The following is an 18,317-nucleotide window of genomic DNA, read 5'->3' on the forward strand; positions in this document are numbered from 1 at the left end:
CAGATCCCAAGAGTATTCCCGACAGATCGCGGAAATCTGTCGAAGGCGGGGTGGGTCCGGTTGCGGGGGCGTCAGCGCCATGGATGGCGCGACCGAGGCTACATGGGTGAGGGCGCTTTGCTTGCGAAGCACTGCTTCGCAAGCGCCCGAACGCCCAGCCGCCGGTGGCTGGGCCGGACCCCGGAGGGGGATTCACGCCGTCCCCCGCAACCGGACCCACCCCGCCATCCCACGGAATGCAGGCCTTTGACCTTGACGTTGCCCTGGCCTCTGCGGGTGCAGGGCGCAGCCCTGCCGGCACCTATCCCCCTTCAGACAGGTAAGTGCAGGTCACAGGATAAGCAGACGCCTTGTTGCCTCCGCCATTCGGGTCCACATTCCTGCGCAGGAGACGGGCCACCGCCCGTTGTCGAGACACCAGGAGCCCTGCATGTCCGCTGCCCCCACCACCGCCATTTCCCGCGATCCGGCCACCGGCCGGCAGATCGCCAGCCATCCCTTTGCCACCGATGCCGAGCTGGAAACAATCCTCGATCGCGGCCAGGTTGGCTTCGCCGCCTGGAGCACGAGGAGCCTCGAACAGCGTGCAGACGTATTGCGTGCGATGGCCGCGGTACTGCGCCGCGACCGTGAAAAGCTGGCTGCGCTGGCTACCGCCGAAATGGGCAAGGTCCAGGCCGAATCCCTGGCCGAAATCGAGAAGTGCGCCGTGCTGTGCGACTGGTATGCCGACCACGGTGCGCAGTTCCTGCGCGACGAGCCGACCCAGGTGCCCGACGACAAGGCCTACGTGTCCTACCTGCCGCTGGGCGTGGTGCTGGGCATCATGCCGTGGAACTTCCCGTACTGGCAGGTGATGCGCGCGGCGGTACCGATCCTGATGGGCGGTAACGGCTTCCTGCTGAAGCCGGCCGAGAACATCGTCGGCACCGCGCAACTGCTCGATGCCGCCTGGCGTGATGCCGGGCTGCCGGAAGGCACCTTCATCGCCGCCAACATCAGCCGCGAGGGTACCAGCCGTGCGATCGCCGATGACCGCATCGCCGCCGTCACCCTGACCGGCAGCGTGGCCGCCGGCCGCAGCATCGCCGCCCAGGCCGGGCAGGCACTGAAGAAGGTAGTGCTGGAGCTGGGTGGCTCGGATCCGTTCATCGTGCTGGCCGACGCCGATCTGGACGCCGCCGTAGATGCCGCGGTCGCCTCGCGCTTCCAGAACACCGGGCAGGTCTGCATCGCCGGAAAGCGCATCATCGTCGAAGACGCGGTCTACGACCGTTTCGTGGCGCAGTTCTGCCAGAAGGTGCAGGCACTGAGCATCGGCGATGGCCGCGACCCGGCCAACCGCATCGGCCCGATGGCCCGCCAGGACTTGCTGGAACAGCTGGATGCGCAGGTACGCGCCTCGGTGGAGGCCGGCGCGAAGCTGCTGGTCGGCGGCCATCAGCTGGATCGCCCGGGCGCGTTCTACGCCCCCACCGTACTGGCCGACGTGGAGCCGGGCATGCAGGCCTTCGATACCGAGACCTTCGGGCCGGTGGCCTCGATCAGCCGCGCCCGTGATGCCGACCACGCGGTGGAACTGGCCAACCAGAGCGAGTTCGGCCTCAGCGGCAACCTGTGGACCGGCGACCGCGCCCGAGCCATGCAGCTGGCCCGCCGGCTGCAGACCGGCGGTGTGTTCGTCAACGGCTTCTCCGCTTCGGACCCCCGCGTGCCGATCGGCGGCGTGAAGAAGAGCGGCTTCGGCCGCGAGCTCTCGCACTTCGGCATCCGAGAATTCGTCAACGCGCAGACAGTGTGGTTCGACAAGCATTGACACGCGGCTCTCATCCTTCCTGCAACGATCCACCATCAGTCCAGCACAAAGGACGGCATCCGATGTCCAAGGGTTCAGATCTGCTCGTCGCCGCACTTGAGAACGAAGGCGTCGAGCGCATTTTCGGTATTCCCGGCGAAGAAAACCTCGACGTGGTCGAGTCGCTCCGCCATTCCAGCATCGAACTGGTCATCACCCGCCACGAACAGGCGGCGGTGTTCATGGCGGCCACGTATGGCCGCCTGACCGGCAAGCCGGGCGTATGCCTGGCAACGCTCGGTCCGGGCGCGCTCAACTTCACCACCGGCGCCGCCTACGCGCTGCTCGGTGCGTGGCCGGTCATCATGATCACGGGCCAGAAGGGCATCGTGGCCAGCAAGCAGGCACGCTTCCAGATCGTCGACATCGTCAGCACGATGAAGCCGCTGACCAAGCAGGCGCGGCAGATCGTCTCGGCGCGCACCATCCCGACCATCGTCCGTGAAGCGTTCCGTGTGGCCCAGGAGGAGCGCCCGGGCCCGGTGTTGCTGGAGCTGCCCGAGGATATCGCCGCCGATGAAGTAGAAGGGGTGTCGCTGATTCCGCCGCATGCGGTGGAGCGGCCGATTGCCAGCCCCGAGGCGCTGGACCGCGCCGCGGAGATCATCCGCAATGCCAAGCGGCCGTTGCTGATGATCGCTTCGGCGGCGTCGCGGCCGCAGTCCAGCGAGGCGCTGTCGGCGTTCGTTCTACGCGCCGGCGTTCCGTTCTTCACCACGCAGATGGGCAAAGGCGCGGTGGCCGGCGGCTCGGGCCTGTACATGGGTACCGCGGCGCTGACCGAACGCGACTACGTGCACATGGCCATCGACCAGGCCGACGTGATCGTGACCATCGGCCATGAGGTCACCGAAAAGCCGCCATTCGTGATGCGTCCAGGCGGGCCGACCGTGATCCATATCGGCTACTCGCAGGCGGCGGTGGAGCAGGTGTACTTCCCGCAGGTGGAAGTGATCGGTGACATCGGCCGTTCGCTGACCCAACTGGCCGACCGCATCGAAGGCGCGGTGCCCCATGCCGATGCGCTGCTGCCGCTGCGCGCGACCATCCTCGAGCACCTTGCCGATCGCGCCGAGGACGCTGCTTTCACCCCGCAACGACTGGTGCACGACGTGCGCCAGGTGATGCCGCCGGACGGCATCGTGGCGCTGGACAACGGCATGTACAAGATCTGGTTTGCGCGCAACTACCGCACCCAGGTGGCCAACACATTGCTGCTGGACAACGCGCTGGCGACCATGGGCGCGGGCCTGCCGTCGGCGATCATGGCCTCGATCCTTTACCCGCAACGACGGGTGCTGGCGGTGTGTGGCGACGGCGGCTTCATGATGAACAGCCAGGAGCTGGAGACGGCGCGCCGGCTGGGCCTGAACCTGGTGGTGCTGATCCTCAACGACGGTGCCTACGGCATGATCCGCTGGAAGCAGGCGGTGGATGGTTTCACCGACTACGGCATGACCTTCAGCAATCCCGATTTTGTGAAGTATGCCGAGGCCTATGGCTGCAAGGGGCATGAGGTGACGGCCATCGAGCAGTTCGTCCCGACCCTGGAGGCGGCCTTCAACGAGGGCGGGGTGCACCTGGTGTCGGTGCCGGTGGACTATTCGGAGAACCAGCGGGTGCTGGTGGATGAGTTGCGGCAGGCCTTCCCCGGCAACAGGTAGACATCCAGGGCCAGGCAGGGTCCCGGAGGCGGTCAGATTCCTTTGCGTAGCAGGGGGATCTGACCCCTCTCCCGGCTGGGGCTGGACGGTTTTGGTATGCTGGGCAACCGGCTGTGCCGGGCGCAAGATCCCCCTCACTACACGATTCCCGCAGATCCATGAGCGAAGCTACCGATACCCCCCCCGTCGACGAAAACAAGTTGATCGCCGAGCGCCGTGAGAAACTCAAAGCGCTGCGTGGGCAGGGCATCGCGTATCCGAACGATTTCCGTCGCGAGGACTTCGCCGGCCGCCTGCAGGAAGAGTTCGCCGATGCCGAACAGTGGACCGCCGAGGCGCTGGAAGGTAACGGCCGCCAGGTGAAGATGGCCGGCCGCCTGATGGCCAAGCGCATCATGGGCAAGGCCAGTTTCGCGCAGATCCAGGACGAGTCCGGTCGCATCCAGCTGTTCCTGCAGGGCACGGTGCTGGGCGATGCCTATACCGCCTTCAAGGGCTGGGACGTGGGCGACATCATCGCCGTCGAAGGCGGCCTGACCCGTACCAGGACCGGCGAGCTGTCGGTCAAGGCCGAATCGATCCGCCTGCTGACCAAGTCGCTGCGCCCGCTGCCGGACAAGTGGCATGGCCTGGCCGACGTCGAGCAGCGCTATCGCCAGCGTTACGTCGACCTGATCGTGACCCCGGAATCGCGCGCGGTATTCATCAAGCGCTCGAAGATCATCCGCGCCATGCGCGCGTGGCTGGACAACCGCGACTTCCTGGAAGTCGAGACGCCGATGATGCATTACATCCCCGGCGGCGCGGCGGCCAAGCCGTTCACCACCCACCACAACGCGCTGGACCTGGACCTTTACCTGCGCGTGGCGCCGGAGCTGTACCTCAAGCGCCTGACCGTGGGTGGCCTGGAGCGCGTGTACGAGATCAACCGCAACTTCCGCAACGAAGGCGTCAGCACCCGCCACAACCCGGAATTCACCATGATGGAGCTGTACGAGGCCTATGCCACGTACAACGAGATCATGGACCTGACCGAAGGCGTCATCCGTGACGTGGCCAAGGCGGTCAACGGCGGCACCGAGGTGGAGTGGGACGGTGCGAAGATCGACCTGGGCCCGGCGTTCCGCCGTTGGCGCATGGACGAGGCGGTGCGCCACCACAACCCCGAGATTTCCGTCGCCGACTGCACCGACCGCGACGCGCTGCTGCGCCATTGCGAGCGCCTGAATATCCGCGTCAAGCCGTCCTACGGCTGGGGCAAGCTGCTGCTGGAGATCTTCGAGGCCACGGTCGAGCACACCCTGATCCAGCCGACCTTCATCACCGACCACCCGGTGGAGGTCTCGCCGCTGGCTCGTGCCAACGACAACGACCCGGGTTACACGGATCGCTTCGAGCTGTTCGTCAACGGCAAGGAGCTGGCCAACGGCTTCTCCGAACTGAACGACCCGGAAGACCAGGCGCAGCGTTTCCAGGCCCAGGTGGCCGCGAAGGAAGGCGGCGACGACGAGGCGATGCACTACGACGCCGACTACATCCGTGCGCTGGAGTACGGCATGGCCCCGACCGGTGGCCTCGGCATCGGCGTGGATCGCCTGGTGATGCTGCTGACCGGCAGCAGCTCGATCCGTGACGTGCTGCTGTTCCCGTACATGCGTCCGGAGCAGTAAGTCGTCTTTTTGACCCCTGTTTGTGCGCGCCGTCGCGAAATGAGACGGCGCGATTGACGCCTCCCGCACTCGGCGTATCGTTAATGCACTACCTTGACGTCTGTTATGGCTTGATCGGCGCCAAGGGGAGTGCGCATTGTGGAGAGTCCGCTTCACAATGTGATGACGATCATGAACCGGGACGCATGACACGGGAGTCGGGCCGATGCAGGGTGCGAGCGTTCGCAGCGGCAGGGTATCCTCGCCTGCTGATGATCCAGCATGGTCGAGAAACCAGGCGGAGTACGCGTTGAACATCGTCATTGTTGACGACCAGACGTCCGCGCGGACGATGCTGCGTCATGTCATCGAAGACATCGCGCCGGAACTGAGCGTGCATGACTTCGGGGATCCGCTGACCGCATTGGCCTGGTGCGAGGCGCACCCGGTCGACCTGCTGCTGCTGGATTACCGCATGCCGGAGATGGACGGGCTGGAGTTCGCCCGCCGTTTCCGTCGCCTGCCCAAGCACCGCGATATCCCGGTGATCCTGATCACCGTGGTCGGCGACGAGCCGATCCGGCAGGCGGCGCTGGAAGCGGGGGTCATCGACTTCCTGGTCAAGCCGATCCGCCCGCGCGAACTGCGCGCGCGCTGCTACAACCTGCTGCAGCTGCGCCAGCAGACCGAGAACGTGAAGCAGCGCGCGTTGTCGCTGGAGCAGCGCCTGCTGGCCAGCATGCACGAGGTCGAGGAACGCGAACGCGAGACCCTGTCGCGATTGGCACGGGCGATCGAGTTCCGAGATGCCGGCACCAGTGCCTACCTCGAACGCATGGCGCGCGTGGCGGGGCTGATTGCCGAGCAGCTGGGCCTGCCCGAAGACGACGTGCGCCTGATCGAGATGGCCGCACCGCTGCATGACATGGGCAAGATCGCCATTCCCGACGCGGTGCTGCTCAAGCAGGGCAAGCTCAATGACGAGGAGCTGGCGATCATGCGCCGGCATCCACGCATCGGCCACGAGCTGCTCAGTGGCAGCCAGAACCGTTTCATCCAGGTGGGCGCGCTCATCGCGCTGCGCCATCACGAGCGCTATGACGGCAGCGGCTATCCCGACGGCCTGGTCGGCGAAGCGATCCCGCTGGAAGCGCGGATCGTTGCTGTCGCCGATGTCTTCGACGCACTCATCTCACCCCGTCCGTACAAGGAAGCATGGACCATGGAAGCCACACTGGCCTATCTGTACGCACAGCGTGGCCGCCTGTTCGATCCACGCTGCGTGGATGCGCTGATGCGCGGCCGCCAGCAGTTGATGGACATCTGCGCCCAGCACTCGACGGCATCGACGCGACCGGGTGGGTGACATGCAGGACCTGTTCGCACGCGTGAAGCGTCGGCTGGCGCAGCGTCCGGATTCGGAACATGGCCAGGCGATCGTGCGGGTGGTGCTGATCTCGCTGATCCTGATCTATGTTCTGCTGTCCGGTGCCCGCCTGCACCGGTTGGATCAGTACCAGGGCGTGCTGGCAACGGTAGTGACCGGCCTGGGCCTGTCGCTGCTGCTGTTCGGCTGGCTGCTGTGGAGGCCGCAGCGCTCGGACCCGCGACGGGTGGCCGGGATGCTGGCCGATTACGGACTGATCGCGATCGGCATGATCCAGATGGGTGAGCCGCTGGCGTGGGTGTATGCGGTGGTGATGTGGGTGACAGTGGGCAACGGCCTGCGCTTCGGGCCGCGGTACCTGGCCGCTGCCGTCGTGCTGGCCATGGCCAGTTTCGGCACTACGGTGCTGTTGACCCCTTACTGGCAGGCCAACCTGGGCCTGGCGGTTTCACTGTGGCTGGGGCTGTTGGCGGTACCGTTGTGCTGCTCCTCCCTGCTGCGCCGAAGGATGCGACATCCGACCATGGATACGATGCCCGCCACTGGCTCCGACAAGCGCTCGCTGCTGGCCCGCTTCAAGCAGCGCCTGTCCGGGCGCGAGGACAGCGAGCACGCGCAGAACCTGATCCGCATCATCATCACGGCGCTGTTCATCAGCTATCTCGGCTGGCGCTCGCTGAGCGGTGGCGGTGAGGCGCTGACTGCGACGTGGCTGATCCTCGCCTTCGAGCTGACCATTTCCGCAGGCCTGCTGGCCGCGATCCTGGTCAATCCGGGCGTGTCGCATGTGCGCCGGGTGATCGGCATGCTGACCGACTACACCTGCATGGCCTGGATCATGACGATCCAGGGCGAGCCGGCCGCACCGCTGTATGCGGTGATGCTGTGGGTCACGATCGGCAACGGCATGCGCTACGGCAGCACCTACCTGCGCGTGGCCACGGCGATGGGCTGCCTGGCGTTCCTGTGCACGGTGATGCTGTCGCCCTACTGGCGCAGCCACGACTATCTGGGCTGGGGCCTGCTGCTGGGCCTGGGCGCGATTCCGCTGTACTTCGATTCGCTGTTGCATGCCTTGACCCGGGCGGTGGCCGAGGCGCGCCAGGCCAACGAAGCCAAGAGCCGCTTCCTGGCCAACATGAGCCATGAGTTCCGCACGCCGCTGAACGGGCTGGCGGGCATGACCGAAGTACTGGCCACCACCCGCCTGGACGACGAACAGCGCGAGTGCCTGAACACCATCCAGGCCTCGACCCGCAGCCTGCTGGCGCTGGTGGAAGAGGTGCTGGACATCTCCGCGATCGAAGCCGGCAAGGTGCGCGTGGAGTCGCACGAGTTCGCACTGGCCGACGTGCTGCAGGCGATCAACCTGATCCTGACCCCGCAGACCCGCTCCAAGTCGCTGGACTATCGCGTGCAGGTGGACGACAACGTGCCGCCGCGCCTGCTGGGTGATGCCGGGCATCTGCAGCAGATCCTGCTGAACCTGATGGGCAACGCGGTCAAGTTCACCGACAGCGGCTACGTGCATCTGCGCGTGTCGAGCCCGGACGCGCCGGGCAGCCAACGGATGCGCCTGCGATTCGAGATCGTCGATACCGGCATCGGCGTGCCGGTGGCGCTGCGTGGGCGCCTGTTCAATGCCTTCGAGCAGGGTGATGTCGGCCTGGCCCGTCGCCATGAGGGCACCGGCCTGGGCACGGCCATTGCCAAGGGCCTGGTCGAGTCGATGGGCGGGCAGGTCGGCTATGCACCGAACAGCCCGCGCGGCAGCGTGTTCTGGGTCGAGATCACGCTGGACGTCGCAGAGACCGCATCAGCCCCGGCGGTTCCGTCCGAGGTGGCTGAAGCCGGCAATGTCATCGCGTTTTCCAACCCCTTCCTGCGCCATCGTGCACGGGTGCGCAGCCTGCGGGTCCTGGTGGCCGACGATCACGAGGCCAACCGCATGGTGCTGCAGCGGCTGCTGGAGAAGGCCGGCCACAAGGTCACCTGCGTCAACGGCGGCGCCGAAGTGCTCGATGCGTTGGAGCAGGCCAGTTACGACGCAGCGATCGTCGACCTGCACATGCCCGGCATGAGCGGACTGGATCTGCTCAAGCAGTTGCGGGTGATGCAGGCCAGCGGCATGCCTTACGTTCCGGTCATGGTGCTGAGCGCAGACGTCACCCCCGAGTCCATCCTGCGTTGTGAGCAGGCCGGCGCCCGCGCCTTCCTTGCCAAGCCCGTGGTGGCCACCCGCCTGCTGGAAGTGCTGGCCGATGTCGCCGCCAACACCCGCGCCGAGCCCGGCATCCAGTCGGTGCCTGCATTGCCGGTCGGCGATGGCGTGCTCGATACCGCGGTGCTGGACGAGCTGGCGTCGCTGGGCATGGGCGATGGCTTCGAACGCAAGTTCATCGACCAATGCCTGGCGGACGTCGACGCGAGCATGGGCCAACTGCAGGGCTGCGGCGAGCGCCAGGCCTGGGAGGATTTCCGCGAGCATGCACACGCGCTGCGCGGTGTGGCGAGCAACCTGGGGCTTGTCCAGGTTGCCGCCTCCAGTGGCGAAATCATGCGCATGGCGGACTGGCAGCTGAAGGGTGAATGGAGCGCCCGCCTCAGCAACCTGGCGACCGCTCTGCGCAACGGCAGGAATGCGTTGGATGCCCGTAGTGCGGGGGCACCGCACCGCGACGACAGCGAGCGCAGCCCGTCCTGACCCGCCAGACGATCAGGCCGGGTCGCCATTGCGCCGGGCCTGCGCCCGTACCAGCCGATCCATGGTGCGCAGGGACTTCTCGCCGAGCTGCATCGCAGTGTCTACCCAGATCTCGGTGATCCGCATCATTTCATGCAGCGGCACCATGGTGGCGATCTCGTTGACCTCACGCATCGCCGCCCAGGCGTGCGGGATGCGTCGGCTTTCCTTGATCACCTGTTCGACTGCGGCAACACCTTCGCCCACCGGCACCACGATGTCGACCAGGCCCATTTCCTTCAGCTGGCTGGCGGTGTAGAGGTTGCCTTCCAGCATGATCTTCTCCGCCAGCCGCGGACTGATCCGCTGGCACAGGAAGGAGTAGGCGCCCATGCCGGGGAACAGGTCGAACAGCACCTCCGGCAGGCCCATCAGCACGCCTTCCTCGGCGACGATGGTGTGGCAGCTCAGTGCGGCCTCGAAGCCGCCCCCCAGTGCATTGCCCTGGACCAGGGCGATGCTGTGGGCACGGGTGCCCAGGCCGGCATGGAAGGCATGCACGCCGCGCACGCAGCGCTGGGCATAGTCGAGCAGGCGGGCGCGGTCGCCCTCGCGGATCAGGCGGCAGAACAGTTCGAGATCGCCGCCCAGGTTGAACACGTCGCTGTCCGAGGCAAGTACGACATGGGGTGACAGAGCGTGCGAGGCGCTGAGGCGATCCCCCAGTTCGCGCTGGTAGTCGACGATGTCATCGACCAGGCGCGAGGCGAAGCACGGCCGGCCTGGCTGGTTGACCAGGTTGGCGTGCATATGGATCCAGTAAACGTCCCGCTCGGGTTCTTCGGTGATACGCAGGGTAGGGTGCTGCGAGGGACGGGTAATGATGGGGCGTACTGCAGACATGGGAGTTCTCCGTGTGACCGTCCGGCCAACCGCAGAGCGGACGGAGAGGAGTGAGGGGGCGAGCTGAACATGCGGCGGCGACTGATTCTATGCACCCGTCGTGAACCGCCCGCAAGCGCCGGGCCGGCCATGTTCCGGCAATAAAAAGACCCCGCCGTCTCCGGCGGGGTCCCCTGTACTGTCGTGTTGCCCGGAAACCCTTACCGGGCGGGCGTATCACGCAGCTCGCGACGGAGAATCTTGCCGACGTTGGTCTTCGGCAGCTCCTTTCGGAATTCTACGATTCTGGGGTGCTTGTAACCGGTCAGGTTGGCGCGGGCATGTTCCTTGACCATTTCCGCGGTCAGGTTCGGGTCCTTCTTCACAATCACGACCTTCACGACCTCGCCGGACTTCTCGTCCGGGACACCGACCGCAGCCACTTCCAACACGCCGGGCATCATCGCGATGACGTCCTCGACCTCGTTCGGGTACACGTTGAAGCCGGACACCAGGATCATGTCCTTCTTGCGGTCGACGATGTAGAAGAAGCCCTGTTCGTCCATCTTCGCCATGTCGCCGGTGTGCAGCCAGCCGTCGGCGTCGATGGCGGTGGCGGTTTCCTCCGGGCGCTGCCAGTAGCCCTTCATCACCTGCGGGCCCCTGATGCACAGTTCACCCACTTCGCCCAGCGCCAGGATGTTGCCGTTGTCGTCCTTGATGCAGGCATCGGTGGACGGGATCGGCAGGCCGATGGCGCCGTTGTACTCGGGCAGGGTGAGCGGATTGATGCAGGCTGCCGGCGAGGTCTCGGTCAGGCCATAGGCTTCGACCAGGGTCACCCCGGTGACCTTCTTCCAGCGTTCGGCCACGGCACGTTGTACCGCCATGCCGCCGCCGAGGGTGAACTTGACCGAGGAGAAGTCGATCTCGTCGAAGCCGGGGGTGTTGAGCAGGCCGTTGAACAGCGTGTTGACACCAGTGATGGCGGTGAAGCGGGTACCCTTGAGCTCCTTGACGAAGCCCTTCATGTCGCGCGGGTTGGTGATCAGGTGGTTGCAGCCACCGAATTTCATGAAGACCAGGCCGTTCGCGGTCAACGCGAAGATGTGGTACAGCGGCAGGGCCGTGATGATCACTTCCTTGCCCGGCTCGATGCCTGAAGTGGACAGCCATGCCGACGCCTGCTGCATGTTGGCGATCAGGTTGCGGTTGGTCAGCATCGCGCCCTTGGCCACGCCGGTGGTACCGCCGGTGTACTGCAGGAAGGCGATGTCGTCGTGGTCGATCTCGACAGGCGGAAGCGCGTGGCGGCTGCCCAGCTTGAGCGCCTGCCTGAAGCGGACGGCGCCCTTGATGTGGTAGTTGGGCACCATCTTCTTGACGTACTTCAGTACGAAGTTGACGATCGCGCCCTTGGCGCCGAGCAGGTCGCCCAGGCCGGTGGTGACCACGTGCTTGACCGGCGTATCGGCGATGACCTGTTCGACGGTGTCGCCGAAGTTGTCGACCACCACCAGCGCACTGACGCCGGCGTCGACCAGCTGGTGCTTGAGTTCGCGCGCGGTGTACAGCGGGTTGACGTTGACCACGGTCAGTCCGGCGCGCAGCACGCCGAAGGTGGCCACCGGGTACTGCAGGCAGTTGGGCATCATCAGGGCGACGCGGTCACCCTTCTTGAGCTTGAGCTCACCCAGCAGGTAGGCGGCGAACTGGGTGACCAGCGCGTCTGTCTCACCATAGGTGAGGACCTTGCCGAAGCTGGAGTAGGCGGGACGGTCGCGGAATTTCGCGACGGAAGCGTCGAAGACCGAAGCTACCGAATGGAACTCGTTGACGTCGATTTCGGCGGGAACGCCTTTCGGATAGCTCTGCAGCCAGGGACGATCCAGACTCATATTCCCCCTCCAGGAATCGTGATGTATTAGGTTCGGCCCCGAGCGTATCGACAATGGCCGTTCATTGCAGCATACCCCGCCGTAGGGAAAACGCGAAGAGGGGTTTGCGTGGCGCATTGTGCGAACGCGTCAAACGGCGCCGGGCATGGCCTGGCGCTACCGAAGGCAGGACGCGCCTGGTAGCGCCGGGCCATGCCCGGCGGGTGTTTCAAGGTGTGCGGCTGGCTCAGCCCTGCTTGCGCACCGGTGCACCGTTGGCCTTGTAATACGGCGCGGTGCTGCGGGCCAGCGGGGTGCGGCCGCGGATCACGTCGGCCAGCTTCTCGGCCATCATGATGGTCGGCGCGTTGAGGTTGCCGGTCACCACCTGCGGCATGATCGAGGCATCGACGATGCGCAGGCCTTCCAGCCCGTGCACGCGGCCCTGGCCGTCGACCACCGCCATCGGGTCATCGGCATGGCCCATCTTGTTCGAGCACGACGGGTGGTAGGCGGTCTCGGCATGCTCGCGCACGAATGCGTCGATCTGCGCGTCGGTCTGCAGCGCGCTGCCCGGCGAGATCTCGCGGCCGCTGTACGGTGCCAGCGCCGGCTGCGCGAAGATCTCGCGGGTGATGCGGATCGCCGCGCGGAACTCACGCCAGTCCTGCTCGTGCGACATGTAGTTGAACAGGATGCTCGGATGTTCGCGCGGATCCTTCGAACGCACATGGATGCGGCCGCGGCTGGGCGAGCGCATCGAACCGACGTGCATCTGGAAGCTGTGCGCCTTGATCGGGTTGGAGCCGTTGTAATTGATCGCCACCGGCAGGAAGTGGTACTGCAGGTTCGGCCAGTCGAATTCGGCGTCGCTGCGGATGAAGCCGCCGGCCTCGAACTGGTTGCTGGCGCCGATGCCGGTGCCCAGGAACAGCCACTCGGCACCGATCGCCGGCTGGTTGTACAGCTTCAGTGCCGGCGCCAGCGACACCGGCTTCTTGCATTCGTACTGCAGGTACATCTCCAGGTGATCCTGCAGGTTGGCGCCGACGCCTGGCAGGTGGTGCACCAGGTCGATGTCCAGGCTGCGCAGCAGGTCGGCCGGGCCGACGCCCGAGCGCTGCAGGATCTGCGGCGAGGCGATGGCGCCACCGCACAGCAGCACCTCACGGCGGGCGGTGGCACGCTGTGGCTGGTCGTTGTGCAGCCACTGCACGCCCACCGCACGCTTGCCCGAGAACAGGATGCGGTCGGTCAGCGCGTGGGTGACGATGGTCAGGTTCGGGCGCGGCTTGGCCAGGTCCAGGTAGCCGCGGGCGGTGCTGGAACGACGGCCCCTCGGGGTCACCGTGCGGTCCATCGGGCCGAAGCCTTCCTGCTGGTAGCCGTTGAGGTCGTCGGTGCGCGGGTAGCCGGCCTGCACGCCGGCCTCGACCATCGCAGCGAACAGTTCGTTGTTGCCGGCCTTGGGCGTGGTCACGCGCAGCGGGCCGTCGCCACCGTGGTAGTCATTGGGTCCGATGTCGCGGGTTTCGGCCTTGCGGAAATACGGCAGGCAGTCCAGATAGGTCCAATCCTCCAGGCCCGGCATGCTGGCCCAGTTGTCATAGTCCATCGCGTTGCCGCGGATGTAGCACATGCCGTTGATCAGCGACGAGCCGCCCAGGCCCTTGCCGCGTCCGCAGTCCATGCGGCGGTTGTTCATGAAGGGCTCCGGATCGGTCTTGTACGCCCAGTTGTAGCGCTTGCCCTGCAGCGGGAAGGCCAGCGCCGCCGGCATCTGGGTACGGAAGTCGAACCGGTAGTCCGGGCCACCGGCTTCCAGCAGCAGCACGCTGACATCGGCATCTTCGGTGAGGCGGGTGGCCAGCACGTTGCCGGCCGAGCCTGCGCCGATGATGATGTAGTCGTACTCGTTATGGGTGCTCATGGGTGTCTCCTGCAGGCCGCGGCGCGCTGCATGCAGGCGTCGCGGCGGAATGTCGGATCGGCGCGGTGGCCGGACGAGGGTGCTGGCTTGCGGCGCGCCGGTCAGAACACGCTGGCGTAGTCGCCCAGCTCGACCTGCACCGACTTGATGCGGGTGTAGTGGCCGAGGGTGGAGATGCCGTTCTCACGGCCGACGCCCGATTCCTTGTAGCCACCGACCGGCATTTCGGCCGGCGATTCACCCCAGGTGTTGATCCAGCAGATGCCGGCTTCCAGGCGGTGGATGATGCGGTGCGCGCGGCTGATGTCCTTGCTGACCACGCCCGCGGCCAGGCCGAAGGTGGTGTCGTTGGCGCGGCGCACCACTTCGTCCTCGTCGTCGTAGGCGAGGATGCTCATCACCGGCCCGAAGATCTCTTCCCGGACAATCGTCATGTCATCGCGGCAGTCGGAGAACACGGTCGGCAGCACGTAGGCGCCATTGGCCAGCGCGCCCTCGGTGGCACGGCCACCGCCGGTCAGCAGGCGGGCGCCTTCGGCCTTGCCGCTCTCGATGTAGCGCAGCACGTTTTCCATGTGCGGGAAGCTGGTCAGCGGGCCGAAGTTGGTGTCGGCGGCCATCGGGTCGCCGATGCGGATGCGCTTGACGCGCTCGACCACGGCGGCCTCGAAGGCGGCCAGCATGCTGCGCGGCACGAACACGCGGGTGCCGTTGGTGCAGACCTGGCCGGAACTGAAGAAGTTGGCCATCACCGCGATGTCGGCCGCGCGGTCCAGATCGGCGTCATCGCAGATCACCAGCGGCGACTTGCCGCCCAGCTCCATGGTCACTTCCTTCAGCGACGAGGACGCGGCGCTGGCCATCACCTTCTTGCCGGTGGCGACGCCGCCGGTGAAGGAGATCTTCTCGATCACCGGGTGCTCGGTCAGCCACTGCCCGATCTCGCGGCCCGGGCCCTGCACGACGTTGAACACGCCGGCCGGCACGCCGGCTTCGGTGTAGATCTCGGCCAGGCGGATCGCGGTCAACGGGGTCACTTCGGAGGGCTTGAACACCATCGCGTTGCCGGCAGCCAGGGCCGGGGCCGACTTCCACATGGCGATCTGGATCGGGTAGTTCCAGGCGCCGATGCCGGCGACCACGCCCAGCGGCTCGCGACGGGTGTAGAAGAAGCTCGATTCGCGCAGCGGCAGCTGGATGCCCTCGATGGCGGTGGCCAGGCCGGCGTAGTACTCGACCACGTCGGCACCGGTGACGATGTCCACGGTGGTGGTTTCGGCCAGCGCCTTGCCGGTGTCCAGGGTTTCCAGCTGGGCCAGCTCGTCGTTGCGCTCGCGCAGGAGCTCGACGGCGCGGCGCAGGATGCGCGAGCGCTCCATGGCCGTCATCGCCGCCCACACCTTCTGGCCTTCGGACGCGCTCTGCACGGCACGCTCGACGTCGGCCTGGCTGGCGACCTGCACTTCAGCGATCACCTCGCCGGTGGCCGGGTTGATGGTCTTGAAAGTCTTGCCGCTGGTGGCATCGACGCGCTGGCCGTGGATGTAGAGCTGTTGGACGGGCAGGGTGGTCATGGGGCGTACTCCTTGGAAGGGGGCGGGTGCTGAAGCGCTTATAGCGCGACAGCCTGCAACTGGAAGTCGATGTAGCCGTAAGCGATGCGCCGGGACTTCTCGGCATTGAACTGGCCGCCGACCAGGCTGCCGCGCAGCCACAGGCCATCAATCATCGCGGCCAGGCCGCGGGCGGCCAGGCGGGCCTGCGGGTGGGGCAGCAGGCGGTTGAACTGGTGGCACAGGTTGGAGAAAAGGCGCTGGTCGTTGGCGCGCTGCAGCCGGGCCAGTTCCGGCTGGTGCATGCTCGCGGCCCAGAAGGTGAGCCAGACGCGCATCGCGGTGCCGTTGATCTGGCTGTCGTCGAAGTTGCCGTCGACGATGGCACGCAACTGCTCGCGGGGGTCATCGCTGGCCTCGGCGCGGTAGCGGGCGACGGCGTCCTTCAGTTCGCGCAGGATCTGCCGCATTGCAGCATTGAGCAGGCCGTCCTTGTCGCCGAAGTAGTGGGCGACGATGCCGCTGGACAGCCCGGCCTTCTTCGCGATGGTGGCGACGGTCGCATCGGCCATGCCGATCTCGTCGATGGTCTGGAAAGTGGCCCGGATCAGCTGCTCGCGCCGTACCGGTTCCACGCCTTTCTTCGGCATTGTCTCTCCACGGTTTGCGACCCGAAGGATCGGGCTGCCCGCCATTATGCTTTTTATTGATTGAACGTTCAATCAATAAACCCTAGGATGCGCTCGCGCCCCACGCCATGGGCCCGGTTTACCGGTCCGGCCCCGCCCATGTGCTCCCTCGGACTTGATGAGACGACCCCATGTCTTCCCTGGCTCATCCCAAGCGTTCGCCCCTGCGCTTGAACCGTTTTGTGTTCTTCAGCTCCTCGGTGTCGATCGGCATCCTCGGGCTGCTCACCGTTCTCTATCCCGAAGGCAGCGAGCACTGGCTGCAATGGGCGCAGGCCGAGGTGTCGGCCGCGTTCGGCTGGTGGTACATGCTGCTGATCGTGCTGTGCCTGGGCTTCGTGCTGTGGCTGGCGTTCTCGCCGTATGGCCGCATCCGCCTGGGCCACAACGAGGAATCACCGGCGTTTGGCTACGTGGCCTGGGTCTCGATGCTGTTCTCGGCCGGCATCGGCATTGCGCTGCTGTACTACGGCGCCTACGAGCCGCTGGACCATTTCCTGCATCCGCCCGGGCAACCCGGCGGCACCGTGGCCGCCGGCCGCGAGGCGATGGTGCTGACCTTCCTGCACTGGGGCCTGCACGGCTGGGCGCTGTATGCGCTGGTCGGTGTGGCACTGGGCTACTTCGCCTACCGCCGCGACCTGCCGCTGGCGCTGCGCTCGGCGCTGTACCCGATCTTCGGTGAGCGCATCCATGGCCGCATCGGCGACATGGTGGATGGCTTCGGCATCCTGGCCACGCTGATCTCGATGGTGACCAACCTCGGCATCGGCGCGCTGGTGGTGCAGTCCGGCCTGGTCTACCTGTTCCACATCCCGGATACGCCGCAGGTGCTGGTGGCGATCGTGCTGGTGATGATGGTGGTGGCCACCATCGGCGTGGTTGCAGGCGTGGAAAAGGGCATCGCCTGGCTCTCCAACCTCAACGTGCGCCTGCTGTGCGGCCTGCTGCTGTTCGTGCTGGTCACCGGCCCGACCCTGCACCTGTTCGATGGCTTGATCCAGAACACCGGCGATTACCTCGGTGCGTTCGTGCGCAAGAGTTTCGACATGTACCTCAACGACCCGAAGGGGCGTGAGTGGATGGGCTCGTGGACGCTGTTCTACTGGGCCTGGTGGATCGCCTGGGCGCCGTTCGTCGGCCTTTTCGTGGCGCGCATCTCGCGGGGACGCACCATCCGTGAAGTTGTCATGGGCGTGCTTCTCATCCCGCTCGGTTTCACCCTGGCGTGGCTGTCGATCTTCGGCAACACCGCCATCGACCTGGTCCTCAACCATGGCCAGGCGATCCTGGGCGACGTGGCCCAGCACGATGCGGCGATGACGCTGTTCAAGCTGCTGGAATACCTGCCCGGGGCGCCGTACGTGGCCGGTGCTGCGGTGGTGATTGGTTTCGTGCTGTTCCTGACCCCGGTCGATTCGGGCACGCTGATGATCGCCAACCTGTGCACCCGTCGTGTTGACGATGGCGTGGAAGATGGGCATGACGCGCCGATCTGGCTGCGCGTGTTCTGGGCCGTCGGTATCACCGTGGCCAGCGTCGGGCTGCTCCTGGCCGGCAATTTCAGCGCAATGCAGACGGCGGTGGTGCTGTGCGGCCTGCCGTTCTCGTTCACCCTGGCGTTCTACATGTGGGGCCTGCTGAAGGCGCTGCGCACCGACCCGGACGCACCGCGCCGCTGAGTGCTTCTGTAGAGCCGAGCCCATGCTCGGCTGCTGTCGGCGCAGAAGCAGCCGAGCGCAGGCTCGGCTCTACAGGGGGGTGCATCGCAAACGGAAAGGGCCGGATCCGGGCGGATCCGGCCCTGTTCCGGTACTTGCTGGCCAGCTGGCGCAGCACGGACTGCAGCAGGCCACAGTGACGGACGTACTCGACGGCCGTCGGGGTCAGCAGCAGCACCGAGACCTCAGCGGTCTTCTTCGTGCCAGCGGCCGGGGGCGCGGTGCCGGGGGCCCTGGGGCTGTCCGTGCGGCGCCCGCGGGCCCGCAAGTACGGCAACCGGGCGGGCGCCCCCCGGCCCCGCCCCTTTCCGTTTGCGATGCACCCCCCTGTAGAGCCGAGCCCGCGCGCGGCTGCTTCTGCGCCGACAGCAGCCGCGCATGGGCGCGGGGGGACAGAACCACTCCGCGGCGCGGTGCGTCCGGGGCG

11 protein-coding genes are annotated in these 18,317 nt (G+C 66.3%); 6 read left to right on the forward strand and 5 right to left on the reverse strand.

Annotated features, from left to right (window positions below):
- Window positions 1–430: 430 nt before the first annotated feature.
- The 5 genes from R5H29_RS03590 to R5H29_RS03610 all read left to right on the forward strand — a co-directional run bounded on the left by R5H29_RS03590 (window position 431) and on the right by R5H29_RS03610 (window position 9,259).
- On the forward strand, window positions 431–1,816 hold the full coding sequence (locus R5H29_RS03590; protein ID WP_332328748.1) for an NAD-dependent succinate-semialdehyde dehydrogenase: 1,386 nt from the start codon (window positions 431–433) through the stop codon (window positions 1,814–1,816).
- Between the two features lie 62 nt (window positions 1,817–1,878).
- Entirely contained in the window at window positions 1,879–3,519 is a 1,641-nt protein-coding gene (locus R5H29_RS03595) for an acetolactate synthase large subunit (RefSeq protein WP_332328749.1), read from the forward strand.
- Between the two features lie 158 nt (window positions 3,520–3,677).
- On the forward strand, window positions 3,678–5,189 hold the full coding sequence (gene lysS, locus R5H29_RS03600; protein WP_332328750.1) for a lysine--tRNA ligase: 1,512 nt from the start codon (window positions 3,678–3,680) through the stop codon (window positions 5,187–5,189).
- Window positions 5,190–5,394: 205 nt separating this feature from the next.
- Entirely contained in the window at window positions 5,395–6,534 is a 1,140-nt protein-coding gene (locus R5H29_RS03605; protein ID WP_019661474.1) for a two-component system response regulator, read from the forward strand.
- A gap of 553 nt (window positions 6,535–7,087) precedes the next feature.
- Entirely contained in the window at window positions 7,088–9,259 is a 2,172-nt protein-coding gene (locus tag R5H29_RS03610) for a response regulator (RefSeq protein ID WP_332328753.1), read from the forward strand.
- 12 nt (window positions 9,260–9,271) lie between these two features.
- Here the strand turns inward: R5H29_RS03610 and R5H29_RS03615 are convergent, their stop codons facing one another.
- The 5 genes from R5H29_RS03615 to betI form a co-directional block, all read right to left on the reverse strand.
- Entirely contained in the window at window positions 9,272–10,141 is an 870-nt protein-coding gene (locus tag R5H29_RS03615) for a crotonase/enoyl-CoA hydratase family protein (protein ID WP_012480080.1), read from the reverse strand.
- A 200-nt stretch (window positions 10,142–10,341) separates the two neighbouring features.
- Window positions 10,342–12,018, reverse strand: a complete 1,677-nt coding sequence (locus R5H29_RS03620; protein WP_164145258.1) for a long-chain fatty acid--CoA ligase — start codon at window positions 12,016–12,018, stop codon at window positions 10,342–10,344.
- A gap of 226 nt (window positions 12,019–12,244) precedes the next feature.
- A complete protein-coding gene (gene betA, locus R5H29_RS03625) occupies window positions 12,245–13,927 on the reverse strand; it encodes a choline dehydrogenase (RefSeq protein ID WP_332328751.1) in 1,683 nt (560 codons plus the stop codon).
- Window positions 13,928–14,028: 101 nt separating this feature from the next.
- Entirely contained in the window at window positions 14,029–15,501 is a 1,473-nt protein-coding gene (gene betB, locus R5H29_RS03630; RefSeq protein ID WP_332328752.1) for a betaine-aldehyde dehydrogenase, read from the reverse strand.
- Window positions 15,502–15,539: 38 nt separating this feature from the next.
- Window positions 15,540–16,130, reverse strand: coding sequence for a transcriptional regulator BetI (gene betI, locus R5H29_RS03635; RefSeq protein ID WP_111104176.1), 591 nt, complete (start codon window positions 16,128–16,130; stop codon window positions 15,540–15,542).
- A gap of 170 nt (window positions 16,131–16,300) precedes the next feature.
- Between betI and R5H29_RS03640 the strand changes: the two genes are divergently transcribed.
- Window positions 16,301–17,851 (forward strand): BCCT family transporter, encoded by a 1,551-nt coding sequence (locus R5H29_RS03640; protein ID WP_111104178.1) that lies wholly within the window; start codon window positions 16,301–16,303, stop codon window positions 17,849–17,851.
- The last annotated feature ends 466 nt before the right edge of the window (window positions 17,852–18,317 follow it).

Origin of the sequence: Stenotrophomonas sp. A3_2, from assembly GCF_036624925.1 — a bacterium.
GTDB classification, from domain to species: domain Bacteria; phylum Pseudomonadota; class Gammaproteobacteria; order Xanthomonadales; family Xanthomonadaceae; genus Stenotrophomonas; species Stenotrophomonas hibiscicola.